21 protein-coding genes and 1 pseudogene are annotated in these 21,729 nt (G+C 45.1%); 13 read left to right on the top strand and 9 right to left on the bottom strand.

Annotation, left to right across the window (positions count from 1 at the left end; translation table 11 throughout):
• Window positions 1-1,051 precede the first annotated feature (1,051 nt).
• From lexA to C7Y69_RS06245, 5 genes are all read left to right on the top strand, one after another.
• Window positions 1,052-1,678 carry a transcriptional repressor LexA gene (gene lexA / locus C7Y69_RS06265; protein ID WP_013786738.1) on the top strand — a complete coding sequence of 209 codons (627 nt, stop codon included), beginning with the start codon at window positions 1,052-1,054 and terminating at the stop codon, window positions 1,676-1,678.
• 646 nt (window positions 1,679-2,324) lie between these two features.
• A complete protein-coding gene (coxB, locus tag C7Y69_RS06260; protein ID WP_126872148.1) occupies window positions 2,325-3,437 on the top strand; it encodes a cytochrome c oxidase subunit II in 1,113 nt (370 codons plus the stop codon).
• Between the two features lie 9 nt (window positions 3,438-3,446).
• Complete coding sequence (gene ctaD, locus C7Y69_RS06255) at window positions 3,447-5,060, top strand: cytochrome c oxidase subunit I (protein ID WP_126872143.1); 1,614 nt, start codon at window positions 3,447-3,449, stop codon at window positions 5,058-5,060.
• A gap of 100 nt (window positions 5,061-5,160) precedes the next feature.
• On the top strand, window positions 5,161-5,748 hold the full coding sequence (locus C7Y69_RS06250; protein WP_126872142.1) for a cytochrome c oxidase assembly protein: 588 nt from the start codon (window positions 5,161-5,163) through the stop codon (window positions 5,746-5,748).
• Window positions 5,749-5,773: 25 nt separating this feature from the next.
• Window positions 5,774-6,670, top strand: a complete 897-nt coding sequence (locus tag C7Y69_RS06245; RefSeq protein WP_126872141.1) for a cytochrome c oxidase subunit 3 — start codon at window positions 5,774-5,776, stop codon at window positions 6,668-6,670.
• 24 nt (window positions 6,671-6,694) lie between these two features.
• Here C7Y69_RS06245 and C7Y69_RS22015 read toward each other — a convergent pair.
• Window positions 6,695-6,903, bottom strand: a pseudogene (locus C7Y69_RS22015) (DUF2909 domain-containing protein).
• 33 nt (window positions 6,904-6,936) lie between these two features.
• Here C7Y69_RS22015 and C7Y69_RS06235 point away from each other — a divergent pair.
• From C7Y69_RS06235 to C7Y69_RS06210, 6 genes are read left to right on the top strand one after another with little or no spacing between them, the layout of a single operon-like run.
• Complete coding sequence (locus tag C7Y69_RS06235) at window positions 6,937-7,644, top strand: SURF1 family protein (RefSeq protein WP_126872140.1); 708 nt, start codon at window positions 6,937-6,939, stop codon at window positions 7,642-7,644.
• Entirely contained in the window at window positions 7,637-8,182 is a 546-nt protein-coding gene (locus tag C7Y69_RS06230) for a hypothetical protein (RefSeq protein ID WP_126872139.1), read from the top strand. Before C7Y69_RS06235 ends, C7Y69_RS06230 begins: the two co-directional genes overlap by 8 nt.
• An 8-nt stretch (window positions 8,183-8,190) precedes the next feature.
• The gene (locus C7Y69_RS06225) at window positions 8,191-9,258 is read left to right on the top strand and encodes a COX15/CtaA family protein (RefSeq protein ID WP_126872138.1); all 1,068 of its coding nucleotides are present in this window, start codon (window positions 8,191-8,193) and stop codon (window positions 9,256-9,258) included.
• Window positions 9,251-10,201: a heme o synthase gene (gene cyoE / locus C7Y69_RS06220; RefSeq protein WP_126872137.1), complete on the top strand. Its 951-nt coding sequence runs from the start codon at window positions 9,251-9,253 to the stop codon at window positions 10,199-10,201. The genes C7Y69_RS06225 and cyoE overlap by 8 nt, the downstream gene beginning before the upstream one ends.
• Window positions 10,198-10,866 (top strand): SCO family protein, encoded by a 669-nt coding sequence (locus C7Y69_RS06215; protein WP_126872136.1) that lies wholly within the window; start codon window positions 10,198-10,200, stop codon window positions 10,864-10,866. The genes cyoE and C7Y69_RS06215 overlap by 4 nt, the downstream gene beginning before the upstream one ends.
• Window positions 10,867-10,881: 15 nt before the next feature.
• Window positions 10,882-11,475: a GNAT family N-acetyltransferase gene (locus C7Y69_RS06210; protein WP_126872135.1), complete on the top strand. Its 594-nt coding sequence runs from the start codon at window positions 10,882-10,884 to the stop codon at window positions 11,473-11,475.
• Here the strand turns inward: C7Y69_RS06210 and C7Y69_RS06205 are convergent, their stop codons facing one another.
• On the bottom strand, window positions 11,476-12,849 hold the full coding sequence (locus C7Y69_RS06205; protein ID WP_126872134.1) for a polysaccharide deacetylase family protein: 1,374 nt from the start codon (window positions 12,847-12,849) through the stop codon (window positions 11,476-11,478).
• Between the two features lie 23 nt (window positions 12,850-12,872).
• Between C7Y69_RS06205 and C7Y69_RS06200 the strand changes: the two genes are divergently transcribed.
• The gene (locus C7Y69_RS06200; RefSeq protein WP_260563432.1) at window positions 12,873-14,141 is read left to right on the top strand and encodes an MATE family efflux transporter; all 1,269 of its coding nucleotides are present in this window, start codon (window positions 12,873-12,875) and stop codon (window positions 14,139-14,141) included.
• Window positions 14,142-14,180: 39 nt separating this feature from the next.
• Here the strand turns inward: C7Y69_RS06200 and C7Y69_RS06195 are convergent, their stop codons facing one another.
• The 6 genes from C7Y69_RS06195 to nfuA all read right to left on the bottom strand — a co-directional run bounded on the left by C7Y69_RS06195 (window position 14,181) and on the right by nfuA (window position 18,134).
• A complete protein-coding gene (locus tag C7Y69_RS06195; protein ID WP_126872132.1) occupies window positions 14,181-15,173 on the bottom strand; it encodes a GyrI-like domain-containing protein in 993 nt (330 codons plus the stop codon).
• A gap of 60 nt (window positions 15,174-15,233) precedes the next feature.
• Window positions 15,234-15,887: a class I SAM-dependent methyltransferase gene (locus C7Y69_RS06190; protein ID WP_126872131.1), complete on the bottom strand. Its 654-nt coding sequence runs from the start codon at window positions 15,885-15,887 to the stop codon at window positions 15,234-15,236.
• Between the two features lie 113 nt (window positions 15,888-16,000).
• Window positions 16,001-16,384, bottom strand: a complete 384-nt coding sequence (locus C7Y69_RS06185) for a VOC family protein (RefSeq protein WP_013786722.1) — start codon at window positions 16,382-16,384, stop codon at window positions 16,001-16,003.
• 36 nt (window positions 16,385-16,420) lie between these two features.
• The gene (locus C7Y69_RS06180) at window positions 16,421-17,113 is read right to left on the bottom strand and encodes an aspartate/glutamate racemase family protein (RefSeq protein ID WP_126872130.1); all 693 of its coding nucleotides are present in this window, start codon (window positions 17,111-17,113) and stop codon (window positions 16,421-16,423) included.
• 191 nt (window positions 17,114-17,304) lie between these two features.
• Entirely contained in the window at window positions 17,305-17,538 is a 234-nt protein-coding gene (locus C7Y69_RS06175) for a hypothetical protein (protein ID WP_126872129.1), read from the bottom strand.
• Between the two features lie 17 nt (window positions 17,539-17,555).
• Complete coding sequence (gene nfuA / locus C7Y69_RS06170) at window positions 17,556-18,134, bottom strand: Fe-S biogenesis protein NfuA (protein WP_126872128.1); 579 nt, start codon at window positions 18,132-18,134, stop codon at window positions 17,556-17,558.
• Between the two features lie 221 nt (window positions 18,135-18,355).
• Between nfuA and C7Y69_RS06165 the strand changes: the two genes are divergently transcribed.
• Window positions 18,356-20,872, top strand: a complete 2,517-nt coding sequence (locus tag C7Y69_RS06165; RefSeq protein ID WP_409513417.1) for a M14 family zinc carboxypeptidase — start codon at window positions 18,356-18,358, stop codon at window positions 20,870-20,872.
• Between the two features lie 46 nt (window positions 20,873-20,918).
• On the opposite strand, the gene C7Y69_RS06160 is transcribed toward C7Y69_RS06165, so the two are convergent.
• The gene (locus tag C7Y69_RS06160) at window positions 20,919-21,638 is read right to left on the bottom strand and encodes a ComF family protein (RefSeq protein ID WP_126872126.1); all 720 of its coding nucleotides are present in this window, start codon (window positions 21,636-21,638) and stop codon (window positions 20,919-20,921) included.
• Between the last annotated feature and the right edge of the window lie 91 nt (window positions 21,639-21,729).

Here is a 21,729-nt window from a genome sequence, read left to right as displayed (position 1 = left end):
AAAGAATGATGAATATCATGGACGTTAGCGGTCTCATATCTGCAATGAAGACATGAGAGTTGTGGCGACACTTATCCAAAAATGTTAGTGCCCTCAGAATTACTATATCGTTCTATTTGAAGCAGCAATCATAAATATGAGTTTTCACACGGCCTGCGTACACAACAGTCATTGAGTTCCTTCAAATTCACTGGCCGCTTTTAGCTCAAGACTGTCTGTTAATTCTGGCTAGCCCTGATTGTGCGAAATACTCCCTTACTACTCTAACTAGTACCAAAGACATTAGTCAGCAACTAGTGTACCTACACTGCCAGTACAATAACTAACCTCTTCAATTGAAGCCACACTAATCAAAATTAACTTTACTATGTTTGAGCCTATTTGTTAGTTATAAATCTCCCTCAAAGCTACTACCTCGTACGCGATTAAACTCTAGCAACGCCTCGTATTCACTGATAGGTTCGTTAAAGGAATATAATGTCTATGAAAATGAGATTTTTGGAAAGAATTCTCTTGTCGAAAGAAAATATTAAATCTATTGCCCACAAGCGATCCCTACCTTGCTCTGCAACCTAGTGAACGAGATTCTCGTTTTGAATGACGATTACCACTTAGCGAATAAATTTTGGCTGCGCTCCAACACAGTAATAACTATTTTTAATTAAGTAGAGGTCGAACTAAAGGCCCTTTCAAGCACCAAGATTCCCTCACGCTAATTGTTCCTAAGAAACTCAAGATAAATCACTCCGCTAATTCTTTGAAATATCGCTACATAAAAATTTTACGATAGGTTTAGCCAAAGAAATTTTTTTTACAAACAGATGTGTATAGATACAAAGATACTGATTAAAGGTGACGGCTAAAGCTCCTACGGTAGGACCTATCTAAAGTACAAGGACAGTAGATATGCTTCCTGATAATTTAACTACTCTGGAATTTAAATAAGTTAAACTGGAACCCACAGTTCGAAGCATGTAAATAGCATCCAATGCTTGTCATTTCCTTTTAGGTGTATATACTTACAGGAACTGTATAGACAGACAGGTCTTTTATGCGCCCACTCACAGCAAGACAAACAGAAGTTCTCGAGCTTATTAAAACAACGATGCTCGAAACTGGCATGCCGCCTACCCGTGCAGAAATTGCCCGTCATTTAGGTTTTCGCTCTGCGAATGCCGCTGAAGAACATTTAAAAGCGTTGGCCCGTAAAGGCGTCATCGAAATCCTTCCAGGCACTTCTCGTGGTATTAAGTTGAATATTCCTCTTGAAGATGAAACCCCTGAAGAAGAAGGTCTTCCTCTTATTGGTCGCGTGGCAGCGGGCGAGCCGATTCTAGCGCAAGAGCATATAGAGTCTCATTATAAGGTCGACCCTGCCCTGTTTCAGCCTCACGCCGACTTCTTACTTCGTGTAAGCGGTATGAGTATGAAAGACATTGGTATACTGGATGGTGACTTGTTAGCCGTGCACCGCACGACGGACGTCCATAATGGGCAGGTGGTAGTAGCACGTGTTGATGAAGACGTTACTGTTAAACGCCTTGAAAAGCGTGGTCGCGAAGTATTACTTCACGCAGAAAATGATGAATTTTCACCGATTAAAGTCGACTTAGCGTCAGAGCCTTTTTCCATTGAAGGAATTGCCGTTGGTGTTATTCGAAATGCTGATTGGATGTAACCTTTTAGCTATTTAGTAAAGAAAGCGGCTTATAGGCCGCTTTTTTGTATGTTTACCATACCTTGCTTACACAATAATCGTATTTAAGCCTAAGAAATTCCTCAAAAGCCACCAAATACCGCTCACACATATTTTCTCCTATTTATGTCACCTTTTTTAGTGCTAACTCGCGCTATTTTAGACATCTGTTTTGTTTGAAAAACAATCATAAGTGCGTAACTAGCTTTTGATTATAAGCAACTTATTGGCTGCTTCTATTTGCCCATCTCGTTCAAAATGAGCGTTTCAAACAGGCTCGCTAAATACCGGTGTAACGTCCATACGCTGTGACGTCATTCACTTCTCTGTCATACCGCGTTGATTAAAAATTAAACGCTGCAATTGTTTTTTCTTAGAAAAGACTAGACTTGTGCGTTTTATTGAGCAATTCTTATACTGTATTTAACAAAATAATAACAATAGCTGTAACTTTGTTTTACAACTAATGCTGGGCAGTTAAGTTAAAAGTTGGATTTCGGGTATCAGTTGCCAGAAGCGAAGCGCATCTATTGCGTTAATGCTTCTGTTATAACGGAGGTGTTGAGTGAAACGAGTAACGACACAAGCGGCGACACAAGCGACAAAGTGGCTTTACGGGCTTCCACTTTTGCTTACCTCGCCACTACCGTTTGCTGATGCAGCAACGGACGAAGGCTCTTCCATTAATTTGCGGCGAGGCGCAACAGACATAAGTGGTCAAGTATACGACCTGCATATGTTGATGTTCTTTATCTGTATCGCAATCGCTGTTGCGGTTTTCGGGGTTATGTTTGCCTCAATGTACTTGCACCGTAAATCCAGAGGCGCTAAGCCCGCTCACTTCCATGAAAATGTAAAAGTGGAAATTGCATGGACAGTAGTGCCTTTCATCATTCTTATTCTTATGGCTATTCCTGCCGCTAAAACCCTTATAGCGATGGAAGATACCAGCGAACCCGATCTTACCGTTGTCGTTACTGGTTCCCAGTGGAAGTGGCATTACCGGTATATGGACAGAGACGTTGAGTTCTATTCGTTAATGGCGACGCAGCGAGAGCAAATTGAAAATAAATTCGAAAAAGGCGCGAACTATCTGTTGGAAGTCGACCGCCCGTTGGTAATCCCCACAGGGCAAAAAGTGCGCTTTCTTATTACCTCTGATGACGTTATTCACTCGTGGTGGGTACCGGACTTTGCAGTGAAAAAAGATGCTAATCCAGGGTTTATTAATGAGTCTTGGGCAAAGGTGAACGAGCCGGGTATTTATCGTGGACAGTGTGCCGAGCTTTGCGGAAAAGATCATGGCTTTATGCCGGTTGTGGTCATTGCTAAAGAGCCTGCCGAATTTGATGCTTGGATGAATGAACAAGAAGAAGCCGCTCGCCAAGCGAAAGAAGAAGAGCAGCGTTTACTGTCGATGAATATGTCGATGGATGAACTTATGGATGAAGGCAAGCGGGTTTACAACGCTACTTGTGCGGCTTGCCATATGCCTAACGGCGAGGGGCTACCCGGCGTTTTCCCTGCGCTTAAAGGCAGTGAGATGGTGCTTGAAGACCAAACTGCACATATCGATATTGTGTTAAACGGTAAAACCGGCACAGCCATGCAGGCGTTCGGAAAAATGCTAAGCCTGAAAGACATTGCGGCTGTGGTGACCTACGAACGAAATGCGTGGGGCAATAACACGGGTGATATGGTGCAGGCTAAAGATGTTAACGCCGTCGTTAATGGGAACTAGGAGTGCGTAATGAGTAAAGCAACTGATGTCATTGCGCCGGTTACCTCGGCGCATCACGAAGATCATGACTATCATAGTCATATTCCAAAAGGAATAACCCGATGGCTGTTTACCACTAACCACAAAGATATAGGCACCTTGTATTTATGGTTCGCCTTTATCATGTTTTTGATTGGTGGTGCCATGGCCATGGTGATCCGTGCTGAGCTATTTCAGCCTGGATTACAAATTGTTGAGCCAAACTTCTTTAATCAAATGACGACTGTGCACGGCCTTATCATGGTATTTGGTGCGGTAATGCCAGCCTTTACGGGGCTTGCAAACTGGCTAATTCCTATGATGATAGGTGCACCAGACATGGCTCTGCCGCGAATGAATAACTGGAGCTTTTGGATATTACCTGGCGCCTTTCTTATTCTGCTTAGCTCGCTATTTTTAGAGGGCGGCGGTCCGGCATTTGGTTGGACCTTCTATGCCCCGCTTTCCACCACCTACAGTGGTGACTCAACCGCATTGTTTGTGTTCTCGGTACATATCATGGGTATCTCCTCCATTATGGGGGCTATTAACGTCATTGTGACCATATTCAACATGCGAGCTCCTGGCATGACGTGGATGAAAATGCCTTTATTCGTGTGGACTTGGCTTATCACTGCTTTCTTGCTTATTGCAGTAATGCCAGTGTTAGCCGGGGCGGTCACCATGGTGCTGACAGATAAGTTCTTTGGCACCAGCTTCTTTGATGCAGCAGGTGGTGGTGACCCCGTTATGTTCCAGCATATCTTTTGGTTCTTTGGGCACCCTGAGGTGTACATCATGATATTGCCGGCCTTTGGTATTATCTCTCAAATTGTCCCTACGTTTTCCCGTAAAAAACTGTTTGGCTACGCATCAATGGTGTACGCCACCGGCTCTATTGCGCTGTTGTCCTTTGTGGTATGGGCTCACCATATGTTTACCACCGGCATGCCGGTGTATATGGAAATGTTCTTCATGTTTGCCACTATGCTTATCTCGGTGCCTACAGGCGTGAAGGTCTTTAACTGGGTGGCGACTATGTGGCGGGGCTCTCTAACCTTTGAAATGCCCATGATGTTTGCCATTGCGTTTATCGTATTGTTTACCATTGGGGGCTTGTCAGGATTAATGCTGGCCATCGTGCCGGTGGACTTCCAATACCACGATACCTATTTCGTGGTCGCACATTTCCACTACGTACTGGTCACCGGCGCCATCTTCTCGATTATGGCTGCGGTATATTATTGGTTACCCAAGTGGACAGGGAAAATGTACGACACGGCGCTAGCAAAATGGCATTTCTGGTGCTCACTTGTGTCGGTGAACGTGCTTTTCTTCCCGATGCATTTTGTAGGGCTGGCTGGTATGCCACGTCGTATTCCTGACTACGCCTTACAGTTTGCCGACTTTAATAAGTGGATAAGCCTTGGCGGCTTTGCCTTTGGGCTGTCGCAGTTAATCTTCTTAGCACTGTTGATTAAAGCCTGTAAGAAGCAGGGTGAGCCAGTATCTGCCCAAGTGTGGGAAGGTGCTGAGGGACTAGAGTGGGAAATTCCCTCTCCTGCGCCCTATCACACCTTTGAAACGCCGCCGGTTGTTAAGTAGGAAATAAGACAAGCAGCACAGGTAATGAAAGCAAAGCAGGCATTGTAGTCGCTAAATTGTGGTGATGTATCAGCACAAAAAGTAGGCACGGGAGGTAACCATGACACAAGCAAATGCAAACAACAAAATGGTGATAAAACTCGTCGTTATTGTGTTTGGCATGTTTGGTTTTGGGTTCGCTCTAGTGCCACTTTACGACGTATTTTGCGATGTTACCGGTATTAACGGTAAAACCGAGAATACGGCTGCTGTATATGAGTCTATCGAAATAGATGAAAGCCGTGAGGTAACGGTGGAATTTATCACCCGAACTAATACCGGTATGCCGTGGGAATTTCGTGCGCAAACTAGTCGTATGAAAGTGCACCCTGGGGAGCTTAATACGGTGTCGTTTTACGTAAGAAATCCTGCATCTAACAATATGATGGCCCAAGCCATACCGTCGGTGTCGCCGGGTATGGCAGCACTCTATCTGAATAAAACGGAATGCTTTTGCTTTAACCAGCAGCCTTTAAGCGCTGGTGCCGAGGCTTATATGCCGATGCAGTTTTATGTCGACCCACAGCTTCCAGAAGATATTAGTTATTTTACTGTGCAATACACCCTGTTTGATGTGACCGCGCGAGCGAGTGACATGAAAACAAAACCGAATCCCTACATGGTCCCTCAACCTGAAAGTGGTAAATAACAGGTATTGGGATAAGGAGAGAGTAATGCAGCAAGAATATCAGAAGTACCCCGAATATCAGAAATACTACGTACCAGCACAAAGCCCGTGGCCTATTGTAGGTGCGGTGGCGTTATTTTTAATTGCCGTTGGCGCGGGCAACTTCGTGATTGAAGCCACTAAAGGAGAGTCCGGCTATGGCGGGCACATACTCCTAGCAGGGATTGTAGTGCTAATGGTGATGCTTGTGGGCTGGTTTAAAAACCAAATTGATGAGTCTATGTCAGGGTTATATAGCGACCAATTAGGACGTTCATACCGACAGGGCATGAGTTGGTTTATCTTCTCTGAAGTTATGTTCTTTGCCGCCTTCTTCGGGGCACTCTACTACGCCCGATTCATTTCAGTGCCTTGGTTAGGCGGTGCATCGAATAATGCGATGACTAACGAAGTGCTATGGCCCACATTTGAAGCCATGTGGCCGCTAGTATCTACCCCTGGAGGCATCACTACACAAGAAATGAGTGCAGTTGGTTTACCCACCATTAATACAGTTATTTTACTTATATCGTCAATTACATTGCATTTTGCCCATGTAGGTTTGGAGCAGAACAAACGCAAGCAACTCACCGTCATGTTAGGCATCACTATCTTGTTGGGAATTGGGTTTTTATTCTTACAGGTGGAAGAGTATGTTCACGCCTACCGTGACTTGGGACTAACGCTACAGTCAGGCATTTACGGCAATACCTTTTTCATGCTGACGGGCTTTCACGGTATGCACGTTACCCTTGGCACCATCATTCTTATTGTCATGTTTTTTAGAGTGCTAAAAGGACATTTTACACCGCACAACCACTTTGCTTTTCAAGCTGGGAGTTGGTACTGGCACTTCGTTGATGTGGTGTGGGTCATGCTTTATATCTTTGTTTACGTTTTATAAAAGCAGATAAAAGCGCCGCCAAGCCTAGTATGGTCGAGGGTTTGGCGTAATTAAACCGGTGCCAATTGCCACTAAAATTAAAATCACAATGATGGCAGAAGTGAGCACCCTGCGACCGATGTATTTGCTCATAGGACCGTCTTTGGGATCGTTTTCATCATGACACGCATGGCCATAAAAAGGTTAACGATCATGAAAAGTACCAACGCAACCAAGATTATTTTTATCAACATATAAACCTCAATAGTAGTGTGCAGGTTGGCCAAATGAATCAGGTGAGAGCATCCAAATTAATCGCTATCGTCATTACGAGTTTATCTGTAATGGCGATGTGTGGCTTGGGGTTCTGGCAACTAGACCGAATGGCACAAAAGCAACAACGCATCGCTAGCATAACCGAAAAACAGGGGAAAGAAAGCTTGTCGCTCATCGATGCCCTTTCAATGAAAGCGCCCGAAGATCGAACCGTTTCTTTTGAAGGTACTCCAAACGGCAACAAGGTGTTATTGCTCGATAACCAAATACATGAACAACGAGTAGGGTACGACGTACTGGCACCAGTGCAAACCAACGCAGGGTGGGTTTTGGTTAACTATGGTTGGTTGCCTGCACCAGATTTATCGCGCTCGCTACCGGCTGTGAAAATTAGCCACCACTCACAACAATTTGAAGGGGTGGTGAGTCAGCCCAGTCATAACCCGTTAGTAAAAGAAACGCTTACATCAGCATCACGCTTTCCGGCACGTATTCAGCAAATTTCAATCAGTACCGCCAGTGAATTGCTATCACTTAACTTATTACCCTATGTCGTAGTACTTACCGCAAAGAATGATCTTTTTGTTAGGCGTTATAACCGTGTTGTTATGCCTCCTGAAAAGCACTTGGGTTATGCCATTCAATGGTTTGGTCTTGCTATCGCAGCCGCCTTGATTGGCGGTTTCGCAATTATGAAAAAAGGACGTCAATATGAGTAATCCGGCCTCGAAGAAAACATTAATTATTATGGTCGCCGTGTTCGTGCTACCCGTTATTTTAGCTAAGCTTGCGTTAGAAAATGACTGGTTCAACCAAGGTGCTACCAATAAAGGTGCGTTGCTGCAGCCTACCATTGATGTTTCATCGCTTTTAGAAGGCACAGAGCCAAAATGGCGCTTGTTGTATGTCTTGCCGGAAAATTGTGATGCAATTTGTGAAAATGCATTGTTTAGCATGAACCAAGTGTGGCTGGCCTTAGGCAAAGAGTCTGACAGGGCACAAGCGTTAGTTTTGTTCACTGGAAAAAGTGATGTAACAGCACTAGAGCAACTATCTGAGTACGCCAACGTGCATACCTTGAGCGTCAGCGATGCGCCTATCACCAACCTTAAACAGCAAAGTGTGTATATCGTCGATACCTTAAATAACGCCATGTTGTATTACCAAATAGACAGTGACAGAAGCACGGCTGTAATGGAAAGCCGAAGCATGCTGGCTGACATTAAAAAGCTTCTGAAACTGTCTCGAATTGGGTAGGAGGTGCTATGAAAAAACTGGTGCTGTTTAGCCTTTTTCTTGCCGCAGTAGTCATCATTTTAGGGGCTTACACACGCCTTACTGATGCTGGCCTTGGTTGCCCTGATTGGCCGGGATGCTACGGTAACCTTACCGTGCCGTTAAGTGATGAGAAAGTTGCTGCGGCTAATACCGCGTTTCCGGAGCGCCCAGTAGAAGCTTATAAGGCATGGAACGAAATGATTCACCGCTATTTTGCAGGGGCGTTAGGGCTATGTATTTTGGCGATTGCCATTATCGCGGTAAGGCAGCGCCATAAAGGCACACCCGTTAAGCTGCCTTTGTTGCTGCTCGGTCTTGTAACTTTTCAAGCGGCGCTTGGCATGTGGACCGTCACCCTTAATTTATTGCCTGTGGTGGTTATGGGGCATTTGTTAGGAGGCTTTACGGTACTAAGTTGTTTATTTTTACTTTATTTACGCCTTAGAAAGCACAGCTCAGTTAGTGTGCAACAACCTAAAAGCAATACGGCGCTACCGTTACGCGAGGGGGGCCAATACCCGAGTAAGAACAACAAGCTGACTGCAATGGCATTTTTAGGTATGGCGATTTTAGTAGGGCAAATAGCCTTAGGCGGCTGGACATCAGCCAACTACGCTGCCCTCGCCTGTACCGATATGCCTATTTGTGAGCCGGGCTGGCAGCAGCGGTTAGATTTTCAAGGCGCATACAGTGTGCCCGAAGCACAAAACTATGAGTTTGGTGCACATAATTACGGTGAGCGAGCCACCATGCATATTGTGCATCGGTTCGGCGCTGTAATTACCTTTATTTACCTTACGGTATTAGCTTTCATGTGGTTACGAAGCAGTAAGTTGTCACCGGCGGTGAAAAAAGGGTGTGTACTCATGCTTGGGGTGTTATGCGTACAAGTGGCGCTTGGTCTAAGTAACGTTTTGTTTAGTTTACCTTTGTTTATCGCGGTATCGCACAATGCGGTTGCCGCCATGCTATTACTCACATTGATATGGCTGACGTGGTCAGTTGCTCCTTCAACCTCTTCTTTCTCCTACTCTACTGGAGGTCATCATGGCTAAATCTATCCCTTTGAATAACGCTGTTGCAGGTAAGCAGTCGCCAAGCCCGCAAGTAAAGAGCCGCTCGCACGCAAAAATCAGTTGGCGCGACTACTATGAAATGACAAAACCTAATGTGGTGATGCTACTTTTACTCACGGCGTTAGTGGGGATGTGCTTGGCCTCGCCGGGCTGGGTAGACGCAACCGCGTTGGTGTGTGGATTACTGGGTATTGGTATGTTGTCGGCATCGGCCGCAGTGATTAATCATGTGGTCGACCACAAAATCGATAGCCAAATGGCACGTACTTTCAATCGGCCTGTGGCTAAAGGCAAAGTGAGTATCGCCAAAGCATCTTGGTTTGCAGCGGCCCTTGGCGTTATGGGCTTTGTTGTATTGAGCATATGGGTGAACATGCTTACCGCTTGGCTTACCCTTGCTAGCTTGGTGGGCTATGCCGTGGTGTATACCATGTTTTTAAAACGGGCTACGCCGCAAAATATTGTGATTGGTGGTATCGCAGGTGCTGCACCACCGCTTCTCGGCTGGACTGCTGTCACCGGGGAAATTCATGCGCATGCGTTGTTGTTAGTACTCATTGTATTTACGTGGACTCCCCCGCATTTTTGGGCGTTGGCGATTCATCGCGAAAAAGATTATGCGAAAGCGAAAGTGCCCATGCTGCCGGTTACCCATGGAATAGAATTTACTAAAACCTCGGTGCTACTTTATACCGTGTTGCTTAGCTTGGTGTGCCTATTGCCTTACTTGGTGGGCATGAGTGATTTAATTTACCTTGTTGGCTCGTCACTTCTTAACGTTGGTTTTATGTATTACGCGGTAAAACTGAAATTTGCGGCCACTAGCCAAACCGCAATGAAAACTTTTAAGTTCTCAATTGTTCATCTCATGGTATTGTTTGTAGTATTGTTATTCGATCACTACGTACCACTGAGTTTATGAACCGACGGATTTTTGTAGGCGTTGTTGCATTATTAGCATTATTGACTGGTGTGTTTGGGGCAATTTATTTGTCGCCAACGGGGCAGTCTAATGGCAGTTCTCCCGAATATTTTCAAGCTTACCCTGAGCCTCGCGCCATTGCGCCTTTTTCGCTGACTGACAGCAAAGGAAATGAATTTAACCAAGCTTCGCTAGAAAATCAGTGGAGCTTGTTGTTTCTTGGTTATACGTTTTGCCCCGATATTTGCCCGACTACGATGGCCGAACTGAACAGCATTTACCCACAAATGCAGGCTATTGAGTCTGAATTTCCTATTAAAGTCGTGTTTATTTCTATTGATCCTAACCGTGACTCAATAGCTCGGCTCGACGAATACATTAGCTACTTTAACCCCAACTTTATTGCCGCGACCGGTGAGCATAAAGCCTTGTTTCCCTTCGCTCGAAACTTGGGCATGATGTACGCGATTGCAGAAAGTACAGATAATCCTAATTATCTTGTCGATCATAGTGCGTCGGTAGTGCTTATTAATCCTAAAGCACAGGTGATAGGGCGTTTTAAACCAAAACGTGAGCCTGGCAAGTTGTCGATTAGTGACGCACAGCAAATTCTCAATGATATGCCAGCGATTACATCATCATTTAGTTCAAACTCGGCACTATAGGTAGGTATGGTAGGCATGGATATAAAAATCCGACAAGGTCTTGTGTCTGATGCTGACCAAGCGGTTCCCTTATTATTAAGTGCCGCTGAAGATCTATTGGTTTCCGTTTTTGGCAATGGCGATACAAGTCATACTATCGATTTTTTAACCCATGCATGGAAAGGTAAGTATGGGCAATATGGCTGCAATAATCACTGGGTTGCGTTAGTCGATGACGTTGTTGTAGGTGTCATTACGGCGTGGCATACCAAGTTGGGGCCAGTATTTGACCGTGCTTCGTTAGACAGTATTACCACCTTCTACAATCTCGATGATGCAATGGCAGTGCTAATGCGCAATCAAGCGGTTGCTGTAGGCTTAACGCCGCCAAGTACAACAGAGCTTATGCTAGGTCATGTGGCGGTAGATAGCATTGCTCGGCGCGGCGGAATCGGCAGGGCTATGATTGCCCATATGCGTGATTACGCCATAGAACTTAAAAAGCAGGCATTGGTGCTAGACGTGCAAATTAGTAATATTGCTGCCATTCGGTTTTATCAAAACGTTAATTTTAAAGAGCAATCAGTGAACGGCACCTTCGTGCGTTTTGTTCATGCACTTTCGGCTTAACTAATCTGGGTAATTCCCGTTCTTATCTGCAACAAAAAATGGCTGAGAATACCAATAATATCTTCCTGATTGAGAGTTACTCGGAGCGGTACAATTTACTCGCGAACGGCCTACAGGAAGTGCTTGAGTAATACTGAAGGTAACCGCATTGCCTTCAACGTTGGTTTCAACCACAGAGCCTGAAAAAAAGCAATTTACTTGGCTTAAGCGGACATCATCGCCCTTAATCGTTAGCGTTATAGGGGGGACTCTCGATTCGTCACTAGAACCTTGCACCGTATCTCGATTTACCTCTGGGATATGCTCACCCTCAAAGCTGGTGGATAAGACCGGCATAGCAATACTGTTTAGCTTAGTTTTTAGTGTGGTTAAGTTGGCATAAGGGCCAGCTGCAGGAAAGCGAGGTAATGCTTGAAAATTACTGTGAGGGCCTACAGCGCCTGAGTGCTGTCCGAACGCAATGTAGCCCTCTTGCGCCAGCTTATCTGCTAGATTTTGATTGAACTCACCAAAGGGATAGGCCAGATATTTAAGTGATTCGCCAATTTTGCTATCAATAATAGCCTCGGCTTCAGCAACATTCTGCCATACCTTATTAAGCCATGCTTCGTCATTAGTTCCGCTATCAGCGCCGTTGTAAGAAACTCTGCCATCCAGCATATGCAAGTGGTCAAGTGTATGGTTAGCGAAAGTAACGCCGTCGTTATGCATTGCCTCAACTTGTGCCCACGTGAGTTGGCTTCTATTGGTACCAATTTCCCCCGGGTTGATAAATATTGTGTACGGGAAGCCCATATCAACCATAATCGGGTGGGCATTTTTGAGGATGTTTTCGTACCCGTCGTCAAAGGTTATCACCACAGTGTTGGCAGGCAGAGGTGTTTTACTTTGGATAGCATCAACGACCTTTGCTAAAGGCAAAACTGTGTGATGTTGCTTTAAATACACCATATGTTGTTTAAACATATCTGGCGATATACTGGTGCTTTTCGGCGTGTGGTTAGACACATGATGATACAGCAAAATAACACCGTTTTGAGTGAGAATTTTACGGGTTGGCTGCGTAGTGTTATCAGTAGCAGCCAGACTATAGCCAGAAAAACAAACAAGAGAGAAAAGTGCTAACCAGTGTGGTCGGTTGCCTTTCATTTGCGCCAATATAGCGTCACATTTAATCCACGAAATGATATTGAAAGGCATGATAAACTTCATATTTTCTCCGAGTTGAAGTTGATTTAATAGCAGTGCTTTGTACTGCGTGTCAGCACGGCGTTCTACTAATGCAGAGACTATAATTAATGCAAAAGCGAGTGCAAGAGCATAAACATAAGCAATCTCTACACCAATCTGAGTCGTTTTGGCACGATCATACACGCTTACTCACTTTAGCGCTGCCCATGATTTTGGCCAATATTACCACTCCTTTACTAGGTTTGGTGGATACGGCTGTTTTAGGGCATATGTCGGCGCCTGCCATGTTAGCCGGTGCGGCAGTTGGGGCGCTTATTCTTACCCAAATTTACTGGGTGTGTGGTTTTCTGCGCATGTCTTCAACAGGCTTAAGCGCACAGGCAAGAGGGCATAAAGATGCAACACTTTCCTCTGCCAAAGTGCTTTGGCAGACCCTTGCTGTCGCCTCAATTTTAGGGCTGGGTTTGCTCATATTACAAGCGCCTATACTCACAGCAGGACTGGCATTGGCGAGCCCATCAGATGCAGTGGCGGTGCATTTGACGGAGTATTATCAGGTTAGAGTATGGGGCGCGCCAGCGGCTATGCTTAATTTAGCGCTTATCGGGTATTTGGTGGGCCAGCAAAAAACGCGCACGGTGATGATTATCCAGATAATCGGCAACCTCGTGAATGCAGGATTAGATATTACTTTCGTTTATGTGCTGTCTATGTCGGTGGCTGGAGTTGCCTTAGCCAGTATTATTGCTGAATATTCCATGGCGTTTATGGCGATGTATGTTGCCTTAAAGCAAGTGAGAGGTATTACTCCACAAGCAAGCTGGTTCAACCGTGCAGCGCGTAAAATACTGATGAAACTCAACACTGATATGCTATTGCGTAATTTGGCGCTACAAGCCTGCTTAGCGTTTTTGACGATACAAGGCGTACGTTTCGGTGAAATGCCGGCGGCAGTGAATGCTATTCTGCTGCAGTTTTTCGTATTAATAGCGCTAGGATTAGATGGGGTCGCCTACGCAGTAGAAGCGCTGGTGGGTGAAGCCAAAGGCGCAAACAATGCGTCAGAAATAAAACGCAGAACGTACCAAGGGTTATTTTGGTCATCGCTTTTTGCAATAGGCTACAGTGCTATCTTCTATTTTGGCGGTCACGGTATAATAAGCTTACTAACTGAACATCAAAATATTGTAAGCGCAGCATTAACCTACCTTCCTTTAATGGTTATTCTGCCACTGCTGGCACATTGGTGTTTTTTGTACGACGGTGTATTTGTTGGCCTTACAAAGTCATCTTCTATGCGCGACACCATGATTATTAGTGCTATCGCAGTATATTTCCCTGTATGGTTTTTTACTCAGTCTCTCGGCAATATCAGCTTGTGGTATGCATTGCTGGCGTTCTTACTTGCTCGTGGTATTACGCTTGGATGGAGCTTCGAACGGCTAAGTCAGCGCAATGCATTGTGCGACAACTAATCTAAACCAAATTAAGCCTAGCCAAAGGAAAAGGCCACATCACTTAGCAATCTCGATAGGCAGAAATACATCGGTAACGGCTTCATGTGCGGCTACGTCGGGGAAAAAGCGAATACGCTCAAAAAAAATAGGAAAGTCTCTTAGTTCAAATTGTGTATCAGGCAACCACTGGTGATATAAACCGTGCACCACCGCCCCTAACGCTGCATCGGTGCCAATATGGCGGACTTTAGCGCAGTAACCTTCCGGTATGGTAGTGGTGATGACGTTAGCGTGATTGGTAACTGTAGACTGCTGCGTGGCGATAGGGTCGCTTGTTTTTGCGGGCTGGCTACTTGGCGCAGGAATTGACCCAGTAATAGGCGCAAAAATTTGGCACGCCACACCAAACCGGTAAAACTCATGTGGGGTGTTGTCAGGGTCATCATACAGTAAGTTGAAAGTGCGGTTGGTGGATGGAGGAAGCTTGTTTTCTCTGCGCCACGTAATAAATTCACCTACCGTGCTCATAATGCGGCTAGGTGGGCCGACATGCATCATCATCGCAATCTCTAGGGCTGGAAATTGAACCACTGACACATCGAGTTGATGATTTTCAGAAGCGCTATTTACGTTATGTGAAGCGTTCATAAGTACCGACGTTCCTTTTTCGTTTGCGTTTAATAGCGAGGTGACGAGCGTGCCTTGATGTAGCGCTTCAATGTTAGGTGTTTTTCGAAAGCTTGAAGGCGTCAGGCGATAATGTTTTTTAAAGGCTTTGGCATAGCCTTCATGGGAACTAAATCCCGCTTCTATTGCAATATCCAATATGCGTTTTTGTGGCCGAAACGCTAATTTATACGCGCTTTCTTGCAACCGAAGCTGTCTAGCGTAGTCGCCAATGTTAATACCAAACTTTGCGTTAAATGCGCGATGAAGATGGTACTCAGAGGTACACGCGAGGGAGGCAAGTTGACTAAGATCACTGGCACGCTCGGGCGCTTTTGTAATGGCGTCGGCAACCTTATCAAGGCGAAGATATAAAGGGTTCATTCGTTACTAGCGTTATCTAAGTTAAGCAAACAATACAAAGTTGAATAAAATAATACCCGACTATTTTTGCGGTATTGCTTTTTGCACCACAAAATAGGTATGAAACTCGGGCAGCTGCTCGTATTCAATATGCCGAATAAAGCAGTCGGCTTCGATAATTTGGCGCACATAACCGTTGATACCTAGTGAAGCGTAATAAACTTCAGGCCCCATGATGGTATTGGTATGTTCGCCGGGTTCATCCACACCGCCACAACTAAATATCAATACGCCACCTGGCTGTAGTGCATGGCAAAGTTTGGTAATTAGCGCCGCTTGGCTGTGAAGTGGTGCGTGCCACAGGCAGTCCCAAGCGCTGATAAAACGGTACTGATGGGGCAAGTTGAAGGTGCAAATGTCACCAAAATAAAACGTGTTGTTAGGGTGCCTTTCTCTGGCTAACGTCAGCATCTCACTTGAGATATCTATGCCCTCTACAACAAACTCGTTGTCATGCAGTAAATCAATAAATCTACCTGTACATCCGCACCCTATATCAAGGGCTAAGGCCGGAAGATTTGAGGTTGCTCGGGGGGAGTTATGTTCTGGCGTAAATACGTCAAGAAATGATAATGCGACCTTATGCTGAGCAATACCATTGTTACGATTAAACTCTGGGCGAGTCCAGCGCTGGGTAATTTGATCGTAAGCAAGCCCGGTTTCTACTGGTGTCATGGTCGCTTACCTATTTTGACTAATCGCTCGCCAGTGTAGCACTGACGAGCTTATCGTAGATGTTTATAAGCTCAAGGCTGTTTGTAAGCTCAAAGCTGTGTAAAAACTCTCGGCTATTTCTTAACGAAGTGAGTTGCGCATAGTTTGTTGCCAGAAGGGTCGCGTAAATACGCAAGGTACAACTGGCGTTCTTCGGTACCACGAATACCGGGAGGATCTTCACAAGGAACACCGCCATTGGCTGCGCCCACTTTATGCCATTCATCAACAAGCCCAGGGTTTGCCGCCGCAAGACCAATCGTTGAACCATTCCCGTGGGTAGCGGCTTCGCCGTTAATTGGCTTGGTAAGGGCTAATACACCTTTCGGGGTGAAGTAGAAAACACGCCCGTGTTCATCGTAAACACCTTCATCGTATCCAAATACAGCAAGAGAGGCATCGTAAAATTTCTTCGAGGCTTCAATGTCGTTCGCGCCAATCATTACATGACTAAACATAGCATTTCCTTTTATAGGCAAAATATTGTTATCTGATTATTCTAGCGCCATTTTCACAGCCTCAGCAGCATGAAGCGCTGTGGTGTCGTAAAGAGGCATATCAGTGTCTGACTGCTTTATCAACAAGGCAATTTCGGTACAGCCTAAAATAACGGCCTGTGCACCTTGCGCCTTTAGTTTGTTGATAATATCAATATACGCGTCACGGGATTTTTCACAAATAACCCCTTTGCATAATTCCTCATAAATAATTTTATGTACGGCTAATCTGTCGTCACTATCTGGCACGACTACATCTAAATCAAACTGTTGCGCTAATCGTTCGCTGTAAAACGCCTGTTCCATGGTGAATTGGGTGCCTAACAAGCCCACTTTTTTGACCGAGTTTTCACACAGGGCCACGCCGGTGGCATCGGCAATATGCAACAAAGGAATGGCTACTGCGCTTGCTACTTGTGCAGCGACCTTATGCATGGTGTTGGTACATATAAGTAGAAAGTCGGCGCCGGCATCCTCTAATGACTGGGCGGCGTGCTTCAACGCATCGGCGGCTTTATCCCACTCACCGCTACGCTGGAAAGCTTCTATCTCGGCAAAATCAACCGAGTAGAGGCATATTTTTGCACTGTGTAGTCCCCCAAGTTGGCTATTCACCAGCCGGTTAATTGCTTGGTAATAGCTAACCGTTGATTCCCAACTCATACCACCAATAAGCCCAATGGTTTTCATCTAAGCCCCCTTTAATAAGCACGACAAAAAACGTATGCAAAGCCGTCACAAACATGACGTTAAGAACAACCAATGTAAGGTTATAAATACTAGACTACGTGCAATCAGCGGCCCAGTACAAGGTCATTGAACGTGAGCATTAGCAAAAGTATGTAAGAAAACGTATGAGTGAAAAAACGGAAGGTAAACGACTAATCGTCTTTAAAGCTAGAAGGGATTTTCTTGTCTTTTAAAAAGGCGAAACGCTGCATGAAAATGCCTATATAGCCAGACATGGCAATCACAAAGCCTACCAGCAAGGTGGTAACAGAATAATAATAAAGGAAGGTGCTTAGATGACTTAACGTGAAAAGCTGCACAACGCCAGCAACGAACAAGGCAAGGCCTAATTTAAATCGTCGCCAGCTTTTGTGCACATCAAACATAGTTGAGATACAACATCTTAGTAGTAAGAATGCTCACCGGCTTCATGTTCAGTAGCATCACGAACACCGTTTAGTTCTCCAGCAAATTGCTCAAGCATTTGCTTTTCAATGCCGTCTTTCAACGTGACATCAACCATAGAACAACCGTTACAGCCGCCGCCGAACTGAAGAATAGCAAAGCCATCTTCGGTAAGTTCAGCCAACATGACTTGGCCGCCATGGCTAGCAAGTTGAGGGTTGATTTCAGCTTCAATCATGTACTTTATGCGTTCAGCCAAAGGCGCATCATCAGCGACTTTGCGTGCTTTTGCATTAGGCGCTTTGAGTGTAAGCTGAGATCCCATTTGATCAGTGACATAATCAATTTCTGCTTCATGTAAAAATGGAACACTTTCTTCATCTACCACTGCATTGAAACCATTGAACTCTAAGCGAGTATCAGTTTCTTCAACGGCATCTGGCGGACAATAGGACACGCCACACTCGGCGCTCGATGTGCCCGGATTTACGACGAATACACGAATATTTGTGCCAGTCTCTTGTTTATCCAACAGTTTTACGAAGTGAGCCTGGGCTTCTTCTGATATAGTAATCATCAGTAAGTCCTATTAATTAAAAATTTGGTTAATGATAACAAATTTACCTGACTAAAACAGTCAAGTATTGACTAGTTTCGATGTAACCGCATAACGACAAGACGGATATCACTATGCTCGCAACTTTGGTTCGCACCGCCTCAAACTCGAATTTTCAAAAATGGCTTGCGCCATTTGTAGTGTTAACCGTCTTGTGCGTATGTGCTTCGGCAAATGCCAATATGGTCACTCTTGATAAGGGCGGTAAACCGGTTCATGCCTATTTACCAACCGATGTGACATATAATCCAGATATTCCGACGCCAGAATCAGTACTGGGTGCGAATATTGGTCAATGGCACGTACGTCACGATCAACTTACACACTACATGCGTGTATTGGCCGATCATTCCGATCGTATCTCATTAGAAGTCACCGGCAGAACCCATGAAAATCGTGAGCTATTGCTACTTACCATTACTGCACCGTCGAACCGCCCTAACATAGAAAGTATGCGTACCGCGCATATCGATGCCATGAATTCAGGCAATAAAGTAAAAGCGGGTGCGCCACTTATTTTCTATATGGGTTACAGCATTCACGGTAATGAGCCTTCAGGCTCCAATGCTGCATTAGCCCTAGCTTACTACTTAGCCGCTGGGCAAGGTACGCGAATCGATGCGTTACTGAACAACAATATTGTGCTGTTAGACCCATCTTTCAACCCCGATGGGTTATCTCGTTTCGCGCAATGGGCGAATATGCACAGAGGAAAGCAACTTGTTGCAGATAGTAATACCCGTGAACATGATGAAGGCTGGCCATCAGGGCGCACAAACCACTATTGGTTTGACTTAAATCGCGACTGGTTGTTGTTGGCTCACCCTGAGTCCCAAGCGCGTATAAAGCAATTTCACCGCTGGCGCCCGCATATTCTTACCGACTTTCATGAAATGGGCACCGATAGTACCTACTTTTTTCAGCCAGGTGTACGCTCGCGTAAAAACCCAATTACGCCGGATGAGAACGTAACCTTAACCGAAGCGCTGGCGGCTTATCACGCCAAAGCCTTTGATAAACAAGGGAAGCTGTATTTCTCGGAAGAGGCATTTGACGACTTTTACGCCGGTAAGGGCAGTACCTACCCTGATTTACATGGCAGCATAGGTATTTTGTTCGAACAAGCGAGCTCTCGCGGACATTTACAAGAATCTATCAATGGGCCATTGGCATTTTCTACCACCATCGCAAATCAAATTACAACGTCGTTAAGTACTTTTGAAGGCGCCCTTGCCAACAAACCGGCTATTTTAGATTATCAGTCTGCTTTTGTTAAAGACACGCAAGCACTAGCAAAAGACGGTGATATTAGCGGTTACATTGTGGGTGAATCGAATGATAGCGGCAGATTTAACGCCATGTTGTCGCTGCTTAAGCAGCACAACATTAAGTTCGAGGTGGTAAGCAAAGATTCTGAAATAGGCAAGCAAACCTTTCGCGCTAATCGTGCTATCTATATTCCTGCCGCGCAGGCCCAGTATCGACTCATCACGTCTATATTCTCAACCCAAACCTCGTTTGAAAATAACACCTTCTACGACGTGTCATCGTGGAACATGGCGATGGCGTTTAATCTACCGTTTGAGGTGGTTGAAAAACGGGATTTTCGCGACGTAAAAACGGCTGCCAATGCACAATTAGCAATGCCTGTACTTAGCGATTCGTTACCTGCCAATGCCTATGCATACGCCTTTTCATGGAACGATTACTACGCGCCAGCCTTGCTTCAATCGTTATTAGAAGCAGGGGTAAGTGTAAGAAGTAGCGAAAATGCGTTTGAAGCTAAGCTGGTTAATAATCAGCGTCATACGTTTACCTCGGGAAGCATTGTTATTCCTACGGACTTAGCACAACCTGATAACTTACTTAACCTGTTGACAGAACAGGCTAGCGCTTTAAAAATTCCGGTTTACGCACTGGCAAGTGGGTTAACGCCTACAGGCAGTGATATAGGAAGCCGCTCAATCCAGCCCATTTCAGCGCCTAAAGTATTGCTAGTGGGGGGCGAGGGCGTAAGTGAATATGAAGTGGGAGAAATGTGGCATTATTTCGACACCCGAGTGGGGTTGCCGGTTAGTATTGTGGAGCAACAAAAGCTAGGTAATGCGCTACAGTCAGGTTATACCCATATTGTGTTTGCCAGTGGTCGCTATTCGCTATCGAATGATACGATAGACGCACTATCTACTTGGGTTAAAAATGGCGGTGTGTTGATTGGACAAAAATCTGCCCTTCGTTATTTTGCAGCCAATGAATGGTTAAACGTCGATATAGTAGATAGAGAAGAAATAGACAGTAAGTTTGATGAAGACAAACTAACGTTTGGCGATAAATCGGCGTTATATGCAAGAAAGTTGGTGGCTGGCGCGGTTTATGAAGCTGAAATTGATATTACCCATCCACTTTTTTACGGTTATACCGACACCACCCTGCCTATGTTTAAAACCAGTAATATGGTGGTGAACAATTACTACACGCCATTTACTACGCCAGCGCGTTATACCTCAGCGCCGTTGCTGGCAGGATTCAGTGATGAAAAGCTGGTGAAACTTATTGCCGAAACGCCTGCTGTGATAACTACAAAGCAGGGTAAAGGTGTAGTGATTGGGTTTACCGACAATACGCAATTCCGAGGCTATTGGTATGGCACGAACAAAATGCTAAGTAATGCTATTTATCAGTCAGGCTTTCTTAAGTAAGTCGAGAGTTGTTAGGTAGTAAGAATTGTAGTGGTAGCGGTTTCGATTACCTTGCTGCCAGCAGTGAGCTTTTGGGGGGCGGTGTAAAGGTCATTGCCCACACTAAAATACTAAGTTGTGGGTAGCGAGCTCTCAATAAGCTTGCCAATGCGTTTACCGTAACACCGGTAGTAATGACATCATCCACGATGGCAATGCGCTTAAGATCAGGGTTAGAAGCGACTAGTTTATCAATACATTGTGGCGTTAGTGAAAACACCTGCTTAGCATGCTGAAGCCTTTGTGCTTTCCCTAAATGATGCTGAGCAGACCTACCTTGTCGAATCGCCCAATTGGTGCAAATGGGAATATTCAGTGCACTACCAATGGATTTAGCTAGCACTGCAGCCTGATTATAATGCCGCGTTGCCAGCCGCCACGAGCTTAAAGGCACTGGTAAGAGAAGTTGCGCCGTGGTGTGTGGTAGAGGCGGTGTATGATGAGCTAAGTGTTGCTGTTTACCGACAAACCACTTGGCTAATACCTTCCCCGAAGTGAGTGAATGTTGAAACTTAAAGCCATGAATTAAGGTGGTTATTGGGTAAGTATGTAAAGCCAGTACCGACAGTTGCTGATACGCACTATGCTTAACGTGCCGACCAACTGGCCCAAAGGATAGTAAATTATTACCGTGATCTTTGGCCGAGAAAAAAAATATATCATGTTCACACCAATGACATACTGGCGCAGGACTTGCTTGATAACATAGTAAGCATGAAAGATTCATAGTACGTGAATTTTTGTATTCCTATGTTAAGTCGCTTTTTCTCGCACGTAGCGACAGTACGATGACGTGTCTTTAAGCATTTTTTGAGATA

Source organism: Alteromonas sp. KS69 (assembly GCF_003989595.1).
Classification (GTDB): Bacteria; Pseudomonadota; Gammaproteobacteria; order Enterobacterales; family Alteromonadaceae; genus Alteromonas; species Alteromonas naphthalenivorans.
Note: the sequence above shows the minus strand (reverse complement) of the source record. Positions and strands in the feature narration are given on the sequence as shown.

Coding starts and splice junctions, on each gene's coding strand:
- C7Y69_RS06245 (WP_126872141.1), top strand. CDS start 5,774: ATGCAGCAAGAATATCAGAAGTACCCCGAATATCAGAAATACTACGTA.
- C7Y69_RS06165 (WP_409513417.1), top strand. CDS start 18,356: ATGGTCACTCTTGATAAGGGCGGTAAACCGGTTCATGCCTATTTACCA.
- C7Y69_RS06180 (WP_126872130.1), bottom strand. CDS start 17,113: ATGAAAACCATTGGGCTTATTGGTGGTATGAGTTGGGAATCAACGGTT.
- ctaD (WP_126872143.1), top strand. CDS start 3,447: ATGAGTAAAGCAACTGATGTCATTGCGCCGGTTACCTCGGCGCATCAC.
- C7Y69_RS06235 (WP_126872140.1), top strand. CDS start 6,937: ATGAATCAGGTGAGAGCATCCAAATTAATCGCTATCGTCATTACGAGT.
- C7Y69_RS06210 (WP_126872135.1), top strand. CDS start 10,882: ATGGATATAAAAATCCGACAAGGTCTTGTGTCTGATGCTGACCAAGCG.
- C7Y69_RS06185 (WP_013786722.1), bottom strand. CDS start 16,384: ATGTTTAGTCATGTAATGATTGGCGCGAACGACATTGAAGCCTCGAAG.
- C7Y69_RS06215 (WP_126872136.1), top strand. CDS start 10,198: ATGAACCGACGGATTTTTGTAGGCGTTGTTGCATTATTAGCATTATTG.
- C7Y69_RS06190 (WP_126872131.1), bottom strand. CDS start 15,887: ATGACACCAGTAGAAACCGGGCTTGCTTACGATCAAATTACCCAGCGC.
- nfuA (WP_126872128.1), bottom strand. CDS start 18,134: ATGATTACTATATCAGAAGAAGCCCAGGCTCACTTCGTAAAACTGTTG.
- lexA (WP_013786738.1), top strand. CDS start 1,052: ATGCGCCCACTCACAGCAAGACAAACAGAAGTTCTCGAGCTTATTAAA.
- cyoE (WP_126872137.1), top strand. CDS start 9,251: ATGGCTAAATCTATCCCTTTGAATAACGCTGTTGCAGGTAAGCAGTCG.
- C7Y69_RS06200 (WP_260563432.1), top strand. CDS start 12,873: ATGATTTTGGCCAATATTACCACTCCTTTACTAGGTTTGGTGGATACG.
- C7Y69_RS06225 (WP_126872138.1), top strand. CDS start 8,191: ATGAAAAAACTGGTGCTGTTTAGCCTTTTTCTTGCCGCAGTAGTCATC.
- C7Y69_RS06250 (WP_126872142.1), top strand. CDS start 5,161: ATGACACAAGCAAATGCAAACAACAAAATGGTGATAAAACTCGTCGTT.
- C7Y69_RS06230 (WP_126872139.1), top strand. CDS start 7,637: ATGAGTAATCCGGCCTCGAAGAAAACATTAATTATTATGGTCGCCGTG.
- C7Y69_RS06195 (WP_126872132.1), bottom strand. CDS start 15,173: ATGAACCCTTTATATCTTCGCCTTGATAAGGTTGCCGACGCCATTACA.
- C7Y69_RS06160 (WP_126872126.1), bottom strand. CDS start 21,638: ATGAATCTTTCATGCTTACTATGTTATCAAGCAAGTCCTGCGCCAGTA.
- C7Y69_RS06175 (WP_126872129.1), bottom strand. CDS start 17,538: ATGTTTGATGTGCACAAAAGCTGGCGACGATTTAAATTAGGCCTTGCC.